Consider the following 16187-nt stretch of genomic DNA (forward strand, 5'->3'; position numbering starts at 1 on the left):
TTCTGTGGGGCTCATCTCAAAAAAGCAGCCGCCGCTGGTAGGCGTGGATATCAGTTCGACGGCGGTCAAGCTCCTGCAGCTGTCGCGCTCGGGCGAGCGCTATCGCGTCGAGCACTACGCGGTCGAGCCGCTGCCCCCCAACGCGGTGGTGGAGAAGAACATCGTCGAGGTGGAGGCGGTGGGCGAGGCGATCCGCCGCGCGGTGTCGCGCTCGGGCACCAAGGCCAAGCACGCCGCCGCCGCGGTGGCCGGCTCGGCGGTCATCACCAAGGTCATCCCGATGCCGGGCGAGCTCGACGAGGACGAGCTGGAGTCGGCCGTGGAGCTGGAGGCGGTCAACTACATCCCGTACCCGATCGAGGAAGTGAACCTCGACTTCGAGGTGCTGGGCCCGGTGCCCGGCAACCCGGAGATGGTCAACGTGCTGCTGGCGGCCTCGCGCTCGGAGAACGTCGAGATGCGCGCCTCGGCGCTGGAGCTCGGCGGGCTGACGGCGAAGGTGATGGACGTGGAGGCCTTCGCGATCGAGAACGCCTACGCGCTGCTGGCCGGCGCGCTGGCGGCGCCGCGCGACGGCATCGTCGCGCTGGTCGACATCGGCGCCACCATGACCACCCTGAACATCCTGCGCGGCGGTCGCAGCCTGTACACCCGCGAGCAGGTGTTCGGCGGCAAGCAGCTCACCGACGAGGTGATGCGCCGCTACGGCCTGAGCTACGAGGAGGCGGGCCTGGCCAAGCGCCAGGGCGGCCTGCCGGAGAGCTACGAGATCGAGGTGCTGGAACCGTTCAAGGAGGCGCTGGTGCAGCAGATCAGCCGCCTGCTGCAGTTCTTCTACGCCGGCAGCGAGTTCAACCGCGTCGACGAGGTGGTGCTGGCCGGCGGCTGCGCGGCGATCGCCGGCGTGCCGGAGATGGTCGAGGAGCAACTGGGCGTGCAGACCGTGGTCGCCAACCCGCTGGCGCAGATGACCCTGGGGCCGCGGGTGCAGGCGCACGCGCTGGCCCAGGACGCGCCCGCGCTGATGATCGCCTGCGGCCTCGCGCTGAGGAGCTTCGACTGATGGCCCGCATCAACCTGCTGCCCTGGCGCGCCGAGCGCCGCAAGCAGCGCCAGAAGGAATTCGGGGCGATGCTGGCCCTGGCGGCGGTCGCCGGCCTCGCCCTGTGGCTGGCGGTCAACACCTATTACAACGCCCAGATCGAGGGGCAGCGCGCGCGCAACGCCTTCCTCGACCAGCAGATCGCCCAGGTCGACGAGCGGATCAAGGAGATCGACGAGCTGGACCGCCAGCGCGCGCGGCTGCTGGCGCGCAAGGACGTGATCGAGAAGCTGCAGGCCAGCCGCTCGCAGATGGTGCACCTGTTCGACTCGCTGGTGCGCACGATCCCCGACGGGGTGATGCTGACCTCGCTCAAGCAGGAGGGCGAGCGCCTGACCCTGGAAGGCCGTTCGCAGTCCAACGCCCGGGTCAGCACCTACATGCGCAACCTGGAAGGCTCCGGCTGGATGACCCGCCCGGACCTGTCGATCATCGAAGCCCGCGCGGCCGAGGGCGCGGCGATGCCGGGCCTGCCCTACGCGTTCCGGCTGACCGTCACCCTGGCCAATCCCAGCGCCCCCGAGGGCGCGGCGGACGAGGCGGCGGAAGCGACCCCGACCGGAGGAGCCGCGCCGTGAGCCAGAAGCGCAAGATGTCGCTCCGCGAGCTGGACTTCAACAACACCGGGTCCTGGCCGCGCGAGTACAAGATCGGGTTCTGCGTGCTGGTGGGCCTGCTGATCTTCGGCCTGCTGTGGTGGGTGGTGATCCGCGACAAGCGCAGCGAACTGGAGGGGCTGGAGCGGCAGGAGGCCGAGAAGCGCGCGCAGTTCGAGGAGAAGCAGGGCCGCGCGGCCAACCTGGAGCCGCTCAAGCAGCAGCTCGCGCAGATGGAACAGCAACTGCAGCAGATGCTGCGCCAGCTGCCCAGCCGCACCGAGATGCCCGACCTGATCGTGGACATCTCGCAGACCGCGCTGGCCACCGGCATCCAGACCGATCTGTTCCAGCCGGGCCCGGAAACGCCGCAGGAGTTCTACGCCGAGAAGCCGATCGCGCTGCGGATGCGCGGCAGCTACCACCAGTTCGGCGCCTTCGTCAGCGGCGTGGCCTCGCTGCCGCGGGTGGTGATCATGACCATGCACGACATCTCGCTGCGCCCGCGCGACGGCGCCTCGATCGGCCCCGGCGGCGCGCTGGAGCTCGCCGGCACGGTGAAGACCTACCGCTACCTCGACGAGGAAGAGACCGCCGAGCAGGAACAGGCGAACGCCGGGGGAGGGCGCTGACATGCGGATGCGAAGCATCGTGGGGCGCACCTGCGCGCTCGCCGGCCTCGCCCTGGCGCTGGCCGGCTGCGGCCGCGGCGTGACCAGCACCCCGGGCGGCGCGCCCAATCTCGAGGAATGGGTGGCCGAGGTGCAGGCGCGTCCGGCGCCGCCGCTGGAGCCGCTGCCGGTCATGCAGCAGTTCGAGACCTTCGAGTACGCCGCGCAGGGGCTGCGCGATCCCTTCAGCGACGCCTTCACCGCCGATGCCGGCGGCAGCGGCCCGCGGCCGGATTCCAACCGCCGCAAGCAGCCGCTGGAGGAATTCCCGCTGGACAGTCTGGACATGGTCGGCACGATCGGACGCGGCGGCGGCCTGGTCGCATTGGTGATGGCGCCCGACAAGGTCACCCACCGGGTGCGGCCGGGCGACTATCTCGGCCAGAACGATGGGCGCGTGACCGCCGTGGCCGAGGACCGCGTGGAACTGGTGGAACTGGTGTCGGACGGCGCGGGCGGCTGGTTGGAACGGCCGGCGTCGATTGCGCTCAATGACAATTGAAAGGGGATTCGAGATGATCGTTAGCAAAGCGCAGGGCCGGCCTCTGGCGCGCGGCGTCCTGATCGGACTGCTGCCGGGGCTGCTGGCGGCCGCGGCCGGGGTCAACGCCGCGCAGCCGGCGCCGTCCCTGGCGCCGCTGGCCGCGCAGTCGGCGACGCCTGCGGCGGTCGATCCCGCGCATCGCCTGCCCGGCGCGGTTGGCGTGTCCAAGGTCGATTTCAAGCGCGGCGACGGCGGCTCCGGCAAGCTGATCCTCACCTTCGACGGCGAGGGCGCGGTGCCCGACATGCGCACGCAGGGCAACAGCGTGGTCATCGACGTCGGCAACAGCAGCCTGCCGCCCTCGCTGCAGCGCCCGCTCAACGTGACCGACTTCGCCACCCCCGTGCAGCGTATCGACGCCGTGCAGAGCGGCACCGGCACCCGCATCGTGCTGAGCGCCCAGGGCGAGTTCGAGCCGATGGCCTACCAGTCCGGGCGCGAGTACGTCGTCGAGCTGGTGCCGCGCGCGGCCGCGCCGCAGCGCGCGGTCGGCGCCGTGGGCTTGCCCGCGGCCGGGCAGTCGGCGACGACCAGCGTGATCGAGGAGGGGCCGCGCACCTACAGCGGCCACCGCGTCACCTTCAACTTCCAGGACATCCCGGTCCGCACCGTGCTGCAGATGATCGCGGAGGAGTCGGGCATCAACATCGTCGCCTCCGACTCGGTGCAGGGCAACGTGACCCTGCGCCTGATGGAGGTGCCGTGGGACCAGGCGCTGGACATCGTGCTGCAGGCCAAGCAGCTGGACAAGCGCCGCAACGGCAACGTGGTGTGGGTGGCGCCGCAGTCGGAGATCGCCGCGTTCGAGCAGGCGCGCGAGGACGCGCGGCTGGCGATCGAGGACCGCGCGGAGATGGTCACCGAGTACATCCCGATCAGCTACGGCAACGCCGAGGACATCGCCAAGCTGCTGACCGAGGAGAGCAAGGCCGGCAGCGGCGGCGCCGGCGCGAGTTCCGGCGGCAACCGCGGCTTCCTGTCCTCGCGCGGCAGCCTGAGCTTCGACCGCCGTACCAACACCCTGCTCGCGATCGACATCCCCGCGCGCGTGGAGGAGATCAAGCGGCTGGTCGCCGCGCTCGACAAGCCGGTCGACCAGGTGGTGATCGAGGCCCGCATCGTGATCGCGAACGAGTCGTTCGCGCGCGACCTGGGGGCGCGGTTCGGGGTGTATGGCGCCAAGGACCGCGTCATTACGTCCGGCAGCATCGACAGCAACCAGTCTTTTCTCCGGTCGCTCAACAATCCCGACCGCGACGGTCCGCCGGTATTCACGAACCCCCTCAACTTCAACCGTCCGGTCTCCAATATCGAAGGCGCTGCCGGTTCGCTGGCTTTGACCATCCTCGGCAACTACGTCAACTGGGACCTGGAAATCTCCGCGCTTCAGCAGGAGGGCCGCGGCGAAGTGATCTCCAATCCGCGCATCGTGACCAGCAACCAGCGCGAGGCGGTGATCAGCCAGGGTCAGGAAGTCGGCTACCTCACCGTTACGGGCGGACAGAGCAACAACGTGCCGACCGTGCAGTTCAAGGACGTGCTGCTGGAACTCAAGGTCACCCCGACGATCACCGCCGACGGCCGCGTGTTCCTGGCGATGGAGATCAAGAAGGACGAGATCAGCGGCTTTACCGATATGGAAGGCTTCGGCGAGGTGCCCAACCTCAACAAGCGCAGCATCACCACCGCGGTCCTGATCGACGACGGCCAGACCGTTTCCATCGGCGGCGTGTACGAGTTCCGCGACCGCAGCGATGTATCCAAGGTGCCGTTCCTGGCGGATCTGCCGATCATCGGCAACCTGTTCAAGAACCGCAACCGCTCGCGCGAGAAAGCCGAGCTGCTGATCTTCGTGACGCCGAAGGTGATGCGGGTCGCGCAGCGCAGCTGAGGCGCCGCCGCCCGCGTGCGGAAACGGGGCCGCGGGGCCCCGTTTCCGTTTTCGAGGCGCTTCCGGCGCCGGTGCGCGATCTGAACGCCGTCGCGATCGTCGCGGGGGCGGAGAACCTTGTCGCGCCGTTTCGGTCAAACTGGGCCCCGGCGCACTCCGCGCCGCCGAGCGGCGATCCATGGATTCCCAGGCCCAGCCCCCTGTTCCCGATGTCCCGCGCCTGCACGATGCCTTCCGCGTGCTGCGCGACGACCTCTCGGCCGAGATCGTCGGCCAGTCCGCGCTGATCGAGCGCCTGCTGATCGCGCTGCTGGCCGACGGTCACCTGCTGGTCGAGGGCGCGCCCGGGCTGGCCAAGACCAGCGCGATCCGCGCGCTGGCGGCGCGGCTGGAAGCGAGCTTCGCGCGGGTGCAGTTCACCCCCGACCTGCTGCCGGCCGATCTGACCGGGACCGAGGTTTGGCGCGCGCAGGACGGGCGCTTCGAGTTCCAGCCCGGCCCCGTGTTCCATTCGCTGCTGCTGGCCGACGAGATCAACCGCGCGCCGGCCAAGGTGCAGTCGGCGCTGCTGGAGGCGATGGGCGAGCGGCAGGTGACCGTGGGCCGCGAGACCTACGCGCTGCCGGCGCTGTTCCTGGTGATGGCCACGCAGAACCCGATCGAGCAGGAGGGGACGTTCCCGCTGCCCGAGGCGCAGCTCGACCGCTTCCTGATGTACGTGCGCATCGGCTATCCCGACGCCTCCGCCGAGACCGAGATCCTGCGCCTGGCGCGCGAGCGGGCGCGGCAGACGTTGCGGCAGGCGCAGGCGCCGCCGCAGCGGATCCCGGCCGGCGACGTGTTCGACGCCCGCGCGGCGGTGCTGGACCTGCACCTCGCGCCGCAGCTCGAGCGCTATCTGGTGGAACTGGTGCTGGCCTCGCGCGATGCGCAGCGCTACGACGCCGAGCTGGCGCGCCGGATCGCCTGGGGCGCCAGCCCGCGCGGCTCGATCGCGCTGGAGCGCTGCGCGCGGGCGCGCGCGTGGCTGGCCGGGCGCGACTACGTGACCCCGGAGGACGTGCGCGCGGTGGCGCCGGACGTGCTCCGCCACCGCGTGCTGCCCAGCTACGAGGCGACCGCGGAAGGCTGGGACGGCGATCGCCTGGTCGCGGCGCTGATCGAGCGGGTGCCGCTGCCATAAGGGGCGATTTCCACCACGGCTCGCGCGGGCGCGCGCGCAATCCCGTCGAGCGATCCGCGCCGGTCCGCGCGATCCGTGGCCAAGAGACACGACCGATGACGCAACCCAGCCCCATCGACCGCAACGACGGCGTGGCGCCGACGCTCGCCGAGCTCGTCGCGCTGCGCGGTGCGGCGCTGGGGCGTCGCGCGCCGCGCCGTGCGCGCCACGGCAGCGCCGCGCAGGCCGCCTCGCCGCTGCGCGGGCGCGGCATGGAGTACGCCGAATCGCGCGGTTATACCCCCGGCGACGATGCGCGCCACATCGACTGGCGGCTCACCGCGCGCAGCGGGCAGGCGCATACCAAGCTCTACCAGGTCGAGCGCGAGCGGCTGTCCTTGGTCGTGGCCGACACCGCGCCGGCGCTGTACTTCGGCACCCGCGTGCGCTTCAAATCGGTGCAGGCCGCGCGCGCGGGCGCGGTGGCGGCGTGGCGCGCGATCGGCGACGGCGATCGCGTCGCCGCGCTGCGCGGCAGCCTGCGCGAGCCGCCGGTGCCGCCCCGGGCGGGCCCGCGCGGGGCGCTGCGGGTGCTGGATGCGTTGGTGCGCTGGTACGCGGCGCCGCCGGAGGACGATGCCGGCCTGGCGGTGGCGCTCGACCACGCCGCGCGCCTGCTGCGGCCCGGCTCGCGCCTGCTGGTGCTGGCCGAGCCGGCCAGCCTGTCGGCGATCCCCTTGCAGCGCTGGACCGGCCTGTCGGCGCACGCGGAGGTGACCGTGGTGGCGCTGACCGATCCGCTGGAGACCGATCCGCCGCGAGCGGTCCTGGGCTTCGATGACAGCGCCGGGCGCATCGACCTGGATCTCGGCGCGCCGGCGCAGCGCGCGCGCTGGCGCGAGGCGTTCGTGGCGCCGCTGGAAGCGTTGCTGGCCGACCTGCCGGGCCGTGGCGTGCGCATCGTGCCGCTGTCCACGGACGCGGCCAGCGATGCGTGGCTGGCCGCGTCGCCGGGATCGCGGGCGCGGTGATGGCGCCCTCCGCGCTCGTGCTGCGCGACATCCACCAGCCGCCCGCGCCGGCGTGGTGGCCGCCCGCGCCCGGCTGGTGGCTGCTGGTGCTGGCCCTGCTGGCGGTCGCGCTGGCGCTGCTGGCCTGGCGCTGGCGGGCGCGCCGGCACCGGCGGCGCCTGGGCGCGCTGTACGACGCGGCCGTCGCCGCCGCGCCGACGCCCGCGGCCCAGGTGGCGGCGATCTCCGAACTGCTGCGCCGCGCCGCGCGCCGGCACGACCCGCACGCCGCGACGCTGGACGGCGAGGACTGGCTGCGCCATGTCCGCGAGCCCGGCGGCGGCCTGCCAGGGCTGCCGGCGCAGGCCGCGCGGCTGCTGCGCGACGGCGCTTACCGCCGCGATGTGGCGCCGGCCGAGGCGGAGGCGCTGCGCGCCGCCGCGCGATCGGTCTTCCTGGCCTGGAGCCTGCGGCGATGAGCGCGCTGGGCGGACTTTTCGACGGCTTCGCCTGGCCCTGGCTGCTGCTCGCGCTGCCGCTGCCCTGGCTGCTGCGGCGCCTGCTGCCGGCGGTGCGGCCGGGCGGCGCCGCGCTGCGCGTGCCCTGGGGCGAGCGGCTGCGGGCGGTGGCCCCGCCGCGCGGCGCGGGCCGCGGCCGTGGCGGGGCGCGGCTGTGGATCGCGGCGCTGGCCTGGGCGTGCCTGTGCGTGGCGGCGGCGCGGCCGCAGGTGCTGGGCGAGCCGGTGCAACCGCCCCGGGCCGCGCGCGATCTGATGCTGGCAGTCGATCTCTCCGGCAGCATGTCGGAGGAAGACATGCTGCTCGGCGGCCGCGTGGTCGATCGCCTGACCGCGGCCAAGGCGGTGATCGCCGACTTCCTCGACCGCCGCGCCGGCGATCGCGTCGGCCTGCTGCTGTTCGGCCGCCGCGCCTACACAGTGGCGCCGCTGACCTTCGACCGCGACAGCGTGCGCGAACAGTTGCTCGACGCCGTGGTCGGCCTGGCCGGGCGCGAGACCGCCATCGGCGACGCGATCGGGCTGGCGGTGAAGCGGCTGCGCGCGCAGCCGGCCGGGCAGCGGGTGCTGATCCTGCTCACCGACGGCGTCAACACCGCCGGGCTGCTCGATCCGCTCAAGGCCGCGGAGCTGGCGCGCGACGCCCAGGTCCGCGTGCATACCATCGCCTTCGGCGGCGAGGGCGGCGGCATGTCCGTCTTCGGCTTCCGCCTGCCGTCGCGCGGCACCGAGGAGATCGACGAAGCCACGCTGGAGCGGATCGCCGACATGACCGGCGGGCGCATGTTCCGCGCCCGCGATACCGCGGAGCTGGCCGGCATCTATGCCGAGATCGACCGGCTGGAGCCGGTCGAGCGGCCGGCCGAGGCGGTGCGGCCGCGCGTCGAGCGCTACCACGTGCCGCTCGCGCTGGCGCTGCTGCTCGGGCTGCTCGCGCTGGCGCCCTGGCCGAACGCGCGGCTGCGGCGGCGGGAGGCGGACGCATGAGCGGGCTCGGCGCACTGGTGTTCCTGCGCCCGGCCTGGCTGTGGGCGCTGCTGGTCCTGCCGCTCGCGGCCTGGTGGGGGCTGCGCCGCCGGCGGCGGGCCACGGCGTGGCGCGATGCCGTGGACCCGCACCTGTTGCCGCACCTGCTGGCCGCGCGCGGCGGCGGACGCGGCGCCTGGGGGCTGGCCGCGCTGCTGGCGGCGCTGGCGCTCGCGGTGGCGGCGCTGGCGGGACCGAGCTGGCGCAGCGCAACGCAGCCGTTGGCGCAGGAAGCGGCGCCGCTGGTGATCGCGCTCGACCTGTCGGGCGCGGCGCTCGCCAACGATCTGCCGCCCTCGCGGCTGCTGCAGGCGCGGGCGAAGATCGCCGCGCTGCTGCGGGCGCGCGGCAGCGGCCAGACCGGGCTGGTGGTCTGGGCGGACGATGCGTTCACCGTCGCGCCGCTGACCTCGGACGCGGCCAACGTGGCGCTGTTTCTCGATGCGCTCTCGCCCGCGATCATGCCGGTCGACGGCCACCGGCCCGAGCGCGCGATCCGCCACGCCGTGCGCCTGCTGCGGCAGGCGGGCGCGCAGCGCGGCGACATCCTGCTGCTGACCGGCGAGGCCTCGGGCGTCGCCGCGCGCGCCGCGGCGGCGGCCGCGTCCGACGGCTACCGGGTGTCCGTGCTGGGCCTGGGCAGCGCGGCCGGTGCCGCCTATCGTCGCGACGACGGCAGTTTCGGCCGCACCCGCCTCGACGCGCCGGCGCTGCGCGCGGTGGCGGCCGCCGGCGGCGGCGCCTATGCCCCGCTGGAGGCCGGCGACGGCGATCTGCGCGCGCTCGGCGTGCTCGATCCGCGCGCGGGTGCCGGCACAGGGGCCGCGCAGGGCGGAGCGGACGGCGTGCGCCTGGACGAGGGTTACTGGCTGCTGCTGCCGTTGCTGGTGCTGGCCGCGCTGGCGTTCCGCCGCGGCGGCGCGCTCGCGGTGCTGGCGCTGGCGCTGTGCGGGCCGCTGCTGCTGGCCGCGCCGGCGCGCGCGCAGCCGGCGCCGGAGACGGCCGCCGCGCAGCCCGCGGACGCCGCGCCCCGCGGCGGCCTGTGGCGACGCGCCGACCAGGCGCTGCATGCGCGGATGCGCGAAGGCATCGAGGCCTACCGTGCCGGCGACTACGCCCGCGCGGAAGCCGCCTGGCGCGGCCTGCCCGGGGCCGAGGCCGCCTACAACCGCGGCAACGCGCTGGCCAAGGCGGGCCGCTACGAGCAGGCCATCGCCGCCTACGACGAGGCGCTGCGCCGGCAGCCGGGCATGGCCGATGCCCTGGCCAACCGCGAAGCGGTACGGCAGGCGATGCGGCGGCAACCGCCGCCTTCGGGCCAGCGCCCGGACCCGCGCGGCGACTCCGAGCAGCAGGGCGAGGCGCAGCCGGGACGCGAATCGCCCGAGCAGGCGCAGGACAGCGGCCAGGCCGGCGACAGCGCCGCCGATGCGCCGGCGCAGGATGCCCCCGAGCGCGAGCAGCCGCAGGGCGCCGACGCCCAGGCGCAGCAGGCCGCGGACGAGGCGCAGCGCCGGCGCATGGACGAGGCGATGCGGCAGGCGGACACGGCCGGCGAGGCGGAGTCCGGGGCGGAGGGGGCGCCGGCCGAGACCCGCGAGGAGCGCGAGCAGCGCGAGGCCAACGAGGCCTGGCTGCGCCGCGTACCCGACGACCCCGGCGGCCTGCTGCGCGAGAAGTTCCGCCTGGAGCACGAACGCCGCCGTTTCGGCGCAGGATCCTGACCATGCCGCGTTGCCTGTTTTCCCTGTTCTGCTGCCTGGCCCTGCTGTGGCCCGCCGCCGGCGCGCACGCGCAGGTGCGCGCCTGGCTCGATCGCGACCGCATCGCGCTGGGCGAGACCGCCACGCTCAACGTCGAAAGCGAGCAGGCCGGCGCGCCGGCGCCGGACTGGTCGCCGCTGGAGCGCGACTTCCGGCTCAGCGCGCACACCAGCACCCGGCAGGTGGAGATCGTCAATGGGCGCCAGCGCGCGCGCACGCTCCATGCCGTGGCCCTGGAGCCGCGCCGGGCCGGCGAGCTGCGGATCCCGGCGCTGGCGGTCGGCAGCGCGACCACCGCGCCGCTGACGCTGTCGGTCGGCCCGCCGGACAGCGCCCCGGCGCGCGCCGGCGAGCCCGCCTTCATCGAGTCCGAGCTGGACGTGCCGCACGGCTACGTCCAGCAGGCGATCGGCTACACGCTGCGGCTGCACTACGCCACGCCGCTGATCTCCGGCGAACTGGAGCAGCCCGCGCCCGAGGGCGCCTCGCTGCAGCGCATCGGCAGCGACGTGCAGTACACCCGCGAACTCGGCGGGCGCCGCTACACCGTGGTCGAGCGCCGTTTCATGCTGGTACCCGACCGCAGCGGCACGCTGACCCTCCCCGGCGCGCGCTTCACCGGCCGCGGCACCGGCAGTTTCTTCGACGAGATCTTCGGCGACGGCTCGCGCCTGCTGAGCGCACACAGCGCGCCGCGCATGCTGGAGATCCGGCCGATCCCGGACCAGGCCCCGCAGCCTTGGCTGCCGCTGCGCGCGCTGGAACTGACGTATCTGTCCGCGCCGCAGCGCGCACGCGCGGGCGAGGCGGTGGAGATCGTGGTCGAGGCGCGCGCCGACGGCGCCAGCGGCGGCCAGTTGCCGCCGCTGGAACTGCAGGTGGACGGCGGCGCGCAGGTGTTCCCCGAGCCGCCCGAGATCGAGGAGCGCTTCGAGGACGGGCGGCCGCAGGTGCGTGCCACGCGGCGCTTCTCGGTGGTGCCGGCGCAGGCGGGTACGGTGCGGGTGCGTGGCCCGCGGCTGGCCTGGTGGGACGTGCGCGCGGACGCCGCGCGCGAGGCCGCGCTGCCCGACCTGCGGATCGAGGTGGCGGCCGGCGCCGTCGCCGCGGCCCCGGCCCAGGCTCCGGCCGCCGTGGCGTCGCGCGACGACGATGACGATGCGGGCTGGATCCGCGTGCCGGGGGTGCAGGAGCCGGTGCGCCCGTGGGCGCTGGCCACGGTGGTCTTCGCGCTGCTGTGGCTGGTCACGTTGGCGTGGGGCCTGTACCGGCGGCCCGCGTCCCCGGAGGCGCCGCGGGATGGTCCGGATCGCGCGCGCGCCGCAGGTAATGGCGGCAGCGAGGCGCAGCGGCTGCGCGCGTTGCGGCAGGTCCTGGATACCGGCGATCTGGGCGAGGTCGCCTCGGCGCTGTGCGGCCTGTCGGAACCGCCGGCCGCCGACCTCGATGCCTTGCGCGCGCGCCTGGCCGAGCCCGCGCAGGTGGCGGCGGTGGAGGCGCTGCAGCGCGCGCGCTGGGCCGATGGCGACGTCCGGGCCGCGCGCGCGGCGGTCCGCGAGGCCTTCCGCCACGGCCCGCGCTGGCGCACGCCGGCGGCGGCCGAAGCCGAGGCGCCGCCGCTGCCGCCGCTGTACCCGCCTTAAGACCTGTGAATACCGATCGCGTGCCTCGCACTGTCCCTGCGGGCCTGCGCGGCAGGAAGAGCGACGGCGCGAACAGGCCCAAGGCGCATCGCGATTCGACCTGCAGCGCCGAAGCTGTCGCAGCTTCCGCAAGCGAGGCCCGTCGTCTCTTCTCCCACAAGCGGGCGCATGTCGCGCCTTCTCCCGCGAGGGGGGCATGCCCCCCCTTCTCCCGCGAGCGGGCGCATCTGCCCTGGTCTAATTCTCGTGGACACCTCGATAGGGGATGATCATCCCCAACGAGGACTTTGAACGACATGACGCCCCGTATCCGCAGAACGTTCGATACCGCCTTCAAGCTGCAGGTGGTGCAGATGATCCGAGACCAAGGCCTGAGCGTAGGCCAGGTGTGCCGCGACCTGGACCTGGTCGATAGCGCCGTGCGTCGTGAGTTGGAGCGGGAGAACCTGCGGTTACGTGAGGACAACACGTTGTTAAAAAAAGCATCGGCCTTCTTCGCCCGGGAACTGAAGTGATCCAGCAGATGATCAATCAGTGGCAGGAGAAGGCCGACACCAGCCGCCTGTGCCGGCTGCTGGGCGTGAGCCGCTCGGGACTGTATGCAGCCCGTCGGCGGTACTCCGCACCGAGGGCCTGCACGCTCGCTGCCCCTTTGCAGGCCGCCTTCCAGGCCAGCGGCGGCAGCTACGGTAGCCGCCGGCTGAGTGCGAGCCTGAAGGCCCAGGGCCTGTCGGCCGGTCGCTACCGGGTCCGCCGGCTGATGAAGCAGCACGGGCTGAAGGCGCGCTGGAAGCGCAAGTTCGTCCATACCACCGACAGCCGGCATGACCTGCCGGTGGCCGCCAACATCCTGGACCGGCGCTTCAAGCCAGATGCCCCCGACCAGGCCTGGGTGGCCGATATCACCTACATCCGCACCGAACGCGGTTGGCTGTACTTGGCCGCGGTGGTGGACCTGTACTCGCGCAAGGTCGTGGGCTGGGCGATGGCGCCGAACATGCCGGCCGAGCTGGTCTGTACTGGTCGCCAGCATGAGCCGCAAGGGCAACTGCTGGGATAACGCGGTGATGGAGCGGTTCTTCCTGAGCCTGAAAATGGAACGGGTCTGGCAGCGCCGCTACGCCAACCGCAACGAAGCCTTGGCCGACATCACTCACTACATCGCCGGCTTCTACAACACCCACCGACTGCACTCCACACTCGGCTATCGATCTCCAGCCGACTACGAAAAAGCCACTACCTGAAATCCCCTATCCCCGTGTCCACCAAAACTTGACCACGACAATCTTGTTCCTTCTCCCGCAAGCGGGCGCATGTCGTTCCTTCTCGCGCAGCGCCGGATGAGGGCTGCTTTCGCACGCCCGCGGCATGCCCCCATCCGCCTTCGGCACCTTCCCCCGCTTGCGGGGGAAGGAAAAAACAGGATGGTCCCCGCTTGCGGGGGAAGGGAAAACAGGATGGTTCCCGCTTGCGGGGGAAGGGAAAAACAGCGTGGTCCCCGCTTGCGGGAGAAGGGGCGTACGCGATATGTCGATGCAACCTAGCGCCGGTCCGTGCCGTGCGCCAGGGCGCCGGCGGCGCGCAGGGCGTCCAGCACCGGCTGCAGGGGCAGCGCGGGCGCGGTGCCGCGGTGCCCGCGGACGGTCTCGGCGCGGAACAAGGAGTTGACGATGGATTCCTCGGTGGCGTCGGCGACGGCCTCGAACAGCGGCGTGAGCGCGTCGTCGGCCAGTACCGCGGATGCGCGCAACGGCACGCCCTGGCGGCGGCGCACGCGTTGCGAGGTGGAGAACGCGATGACGTAGTCGCCGGAGCCGTGCGACATGTTCGAACCCGTGCGCGCGAGACCGACCAGCGCGCGGGTCGCCAGGCGGCGCAGCTGGCGCGCATCGAGCGGCGCGTCGGTGGCCACGACGATCATGATGCTGCCGTCGCCGCTGTCGGGCGCCGCGAGCTCCGACGGCTCCGGCAGCGAGGCCCAGACCGGGACGCCGGCGATGGCGAGCCGGCCGCCGTAGTTGCTCTGCACCAGCACGCCGACGGCGAAGTCGGCGCCGCCCGCGGCGACGATCCGCGAGCTGGTGCCGATGCCGCCCTTCCAGCCGAACGCCACCGTGCCCGCGCCGGCGCCCACGGCGCCTTCGGCGACCGGTCCGGTGGACGCGGTCTCCAGCGCGCGATGCACGTGCTCGGGCCGCAGCGCGCGCTGGCGGATGTCGTTGAGGACGCCGTCGTTGGTCTCGCCGACCACGGGATTGATCGAGCGCACGTCCTCCATGCCCGGCCGCGCCAGCATCCACGCGGCGAGGGCGTCGGCCGCCTTCCACACGCCGAGCGTGCCGGTGAGCAGGATCGGGGTTTCCAGTTCGCCGAGTTCCTCGACCTGGCTGGCGCCGACCAGCTTGCCGAAGCCGTTGCCGACCACGATCGCCGCGGGCACGCGTTCGGCGAACAGGTCGCCGCCGTGGGGAAGGACGGCGGTGACGCCGGTATGCAGGCGCTCGCCCTCGGCCAGCGTCGCGTGCCCGACCCGCACGCCGGCCACGTCGGTGATGGCGTTCAGCGCGCCGGTGCGATGGATGCCGATCGCCACCCCGGCTTCCCGCGCGCGCGGGCGCTGGCCGGGTTCGGATTGCGCCTGCGCGGTCCAGCTCGCGGCGGCGAGCAATGCGGCCAGTGCGCCGGCGGCGATGGGCGCGAAGGCGCGCGATCCGGAATTTCGGTCCATGGTCGTCGACTCCGCGGAAGAGGACCGGGCGCGGGCGTCGCCGCGCAAGCGGCGAGCGCGCCGGCAGCCGGCACGGGGCAGTGTGCCGCATCCGCGCCGGCGCGGAATCGGGGTTTCCCCCGATGGCGCCGGCGCCGGCATCTGCTTCACTCGGCGGGGACCGGGCGCGGCGGCGACTCGCCGGAGACAGGCGCGCGAAGTCGTCCGCGCGCAACCCGCCTGGCGCCGCTTCCGCACCCCTAGACCGCCCGGCCGCCAGGAGCCGTCCCATGCGCCACCGCCGCCTGCCGATGCCGCGACACGCCACCGCGCTGCTGGCCGCCCTGTGCCTGTGCGCCGGGGCGCGCGCCGACGAACGCCCCGCGGTGGGAATCGTCGATACCCACATCGATGCGCCGGCGCTGCTGCAGTCGCGGTGGGCGGACCTGGGCGCGGATGCGCCCGATCGCGAGTTCGACTACCCGCGCGCCCGCGCCGGCGGGCTGGCGGTGGCCTTCATGTCGATCTACACCTCGGCCGAGCAGGACGCGTCGGGCGCCGCGACCCAGGCCGCGCACGCGCAGATCGACGCGGTGGAGGCGCTGGCGGCGCGGCACCCGGACAAGTTCGCGCTCCTGCGCTCGCCGCGCGACGTGGAGCGGCTGCGCGCCGGCGGCCGGGTCCTGCTGCCGCTGGGCATGGAGAACGCCGCGCCCATCGGCGACGACCTGTCGCGGCTGCGCCTGTTCCACGACCGCGGCATCCGCTACGTGACGCTGGCGCACGGGGCGGCGAACCGCTTCGCCGATTCCTCCTACGACATCGAGAAGAAGTGGGGCGGGCTGAGCCCGCTGGGCCGGGAGGCGGTCGCGGAGATGAACCGCCTCGGCATCATGGTCGATGTCTCGCACCTTTCCGACGAGGCCGCCGCGCAGGCGATCGAGCTGAGCCGGGCGCCGGTGATCGCCAGCCATTCCTCGTTCCGCGGGCTGACCCCGGGCTTCGAGCGCAACATCGGCGACGCGCTGGCCAGGCGGGTCGCCGCGAAGGGCGGCGTGGTGCAGGTCACCTTCGGCACCAACTTCGTCGAGCCCGAGGGTGCCGCCAACCTGCAGGCGCTGTACCGGGCGCGCAACGATTTCAACAAGCGCAACGCCCGGCGCGCGGCGGCGGGGCTGCCGCCGGAGGATCGCGCGGCGTTCGAGGCCGAGTGGCGGCGGACGCATCCCCGGGTGACGACCACCATCGAGCGGGTCCTCGACCACATCGACTACGGGGTGGCGCTGCTGGGCGTGGAGCATGTCGGCATCGGCTCGGACTTCGACGGCGTCGGCGGCAACCTGCCGCGGGGCCTACGCAGCGTGGCCGACTATCCCGCGCTGATCGACGGCCTGCGCGAGCGCGGCTATGCGGAGCGGGACATCGCCAGGATCGCCGGCGGCAACCTGCTGCGGGTGTGGGCGCAGGTCGAGGACGCGGCCGAACGCGGCGGGCGCGACGCGAGCGGGAATTGAGGGTTTCCCCCGATGTGGGGGGCGGTGGCGGCACCTAGCAT

At 73.4% G+C, this 16187-nt stretch carries 12 protein-coding genes and 2 pseudogenes; 13 read left to right on the top strand and 1 reads right to left on the bottom strand.

Going from position 1 to position 16187, the window contains the following annotated elements; all coding sequences use genetic code 11:
- Positions 1-4 precede the first annotated feature (4 nt).
- From Z164_RS0102895 to Z164_RS21655, 12 genes and pseudogenes are all read left to right on the top strand, one after another.
- Positions 5-1063: a pilus assembly protein PilM gene (locus Z164_RS0102895; RefSeq protein ID WP_024889243.1), complete on the top strand. Its 1059-nt coding sequence runs from the start codon at positions 5-7 to the stop codon at positions 1061-1063.
- Positions 1063-1677: pseudogene (locus tag Z164_RS0102900) on the top strand (PilN domain-containing protein); the annotation flags it as partial. The gene Z164_RS0102895 and the pseudogene Z164_RS0102900, both read left to right, overlap by 1 nt.
- A gap of 17 nt (positions 1678-1694) precedes the next feature.
- The gene (locus Z164_RS0102905) at positions 1695-2330 is read left to right on the top strand and encodes a type IV pilus inner membrane component PilO (RefSeq protein WP_043689152.1); all 636 of its coding nucleotides are present in this window, start codon (positions 1695-1697) and stop codon (positions 2328-2330) included.
- A 7-nt stretch (positions 2331-2337) separates the two neighbouring features.
- The gene (locus Z164_RS0102910) at positions 2338-2871 is read left to right on the top strand and encodes a pilus assembly protein PilP (protein ID WP_152540843.1); all 534 of its coding nucleotides are present in this window, start codon (positions 2338-2340) and stop codon (positions 2869-2871) included.
- A 13-nt stretch (positions 2872-2884) separates the two neighbouring features.
- Positions 2885-4804 carry a type IV pilus secretin PilQ gene (locus Z164_RS0102915; protein WP_024889247.1) on the top strand — a complete coding sequence of 640 codons (1920 nt, stop codon included), beginning with the start codon at positions 2885-2887 and terminating at the stop codon, positions 4802-4804.
- 178 nt (positions 4805-4982) lie between these two features.
- Positions 4983-5987: an AAA family ATPase gene (locus tag Z164_RS0102920; protein WP_024889248.1), complete on the top strand. Its 1005-nt coding sequence runs from the start codon at positions 4983-4985 to the stop codon at positions 5985-5987.
- Positions 5988-6082: 95 nt separating this feature from the next.
- Positions 6083-6997: a DUF58 domain-containing protein gene (locus Z164_RS0102925; RefSeq protein ID WP_024889249.1), complete on the top strand. Its 915-nt coding sequence runs from the start codon at positions 6083-6085 to the stop codon at positions 6995-6997.
- Entirely contained in the window at positions 6997-7455 is a 459-nt protein-coding gene (locus Z164_RS0102930; RefSeq protein WP_024889250.1) for a DUF4381 family protein, read from the top strand. Before Z164_RS0102925 ends, Z164_RS0102930 begins: the two co-directional genes overlap by 1 nt.
- Positions 7452-8480, top strand: coding sequence for a vWA domain-containing protein (locus Z164_RS0102935; RefSeq protein ID WP_043689128.1), 1029 nt, complete (start codon positions 7452-7454; stop codon positions 8478-8480). The genes Z164_RS0102930 and Z164_RS0102935 overlap by 4 nt, the downstream gene beginning before the upstream one ends.
- The gene (locus tag Z164_RS0102940; protein ID WP_024889252.1) at positions 8477-10243 is read left to right on the top strand and encodes a VWA domain-containing protein; all 1767 of its coding nucleotides are present in this window, start codon (positions 8477-8479) and stop codon (positions 10241-10243) included. The genes Z164_RS0102935 and Z164_RS0102940 overlap by 4 nt, the downstream gene beginning before the upstream one ends.
- A 2-nt stretch (positions 10244-10245) precedes the next feature.
- Positions 10246-11925, top strand: coding sequence for a BatD family protein (locus tag Z164_RS0102945; RefSeq protein ID WP_024889253.1), 1680 nt, complete (start codon positions 10246-10248; stop codon positions 11923-11925).
- 296 nt (positions 11926-12221) lie between these two features.
- Positions 12222-13169: pseudogene (locus Z164_RS21655) on the top strand (IS3 family transposase).
- 296 nt (positions 13170-13465) lie between these two features.
- Here the strand turns inward: Z164_RS21655 and Z164_RS0102960 are convergent.
- On the bottom strand, positions 13466-14653 hold the full coding sequence (locus Z164_RS0102960) for a P1 family peptidase (protein ID WP_024889255.1): 1188 nt from the start codon (positions 14651-14653) through the stop codon (positions 13466-13468).
- A gap of 269 nt (positions 14654-14922) precedes the next feature.
- Here Z164_RS0102960 and Z164_RS0102965 point away from each other — a divergent pair, with 269 nt between their 5' ends.
- The gene (locus tag Z164_RS0102965; RefSeq protein ID WP_024889256.1) at positions 14923-16146 is read left to right on the top strand and encodes a dipeptidase; all 1224 of its coding nucleotides are present in this window, start codon (positions 14923-14925) and stop codon (positions 16144-16146) included.
- The last annotated feature ends 41 nt before the right edge of the window (positions 16147-16187 follow it).

It is taken from the genome of Luteimonas huabeiensis HB2 (genome assembly GCF_000559025.1).
GTDB lineage: Bacteria > Pseudomonadota > Gammaproteobacteria > Xanthomonadales > Xanthomonadaceae > Luteimonas > Luteimonas huabeiensis.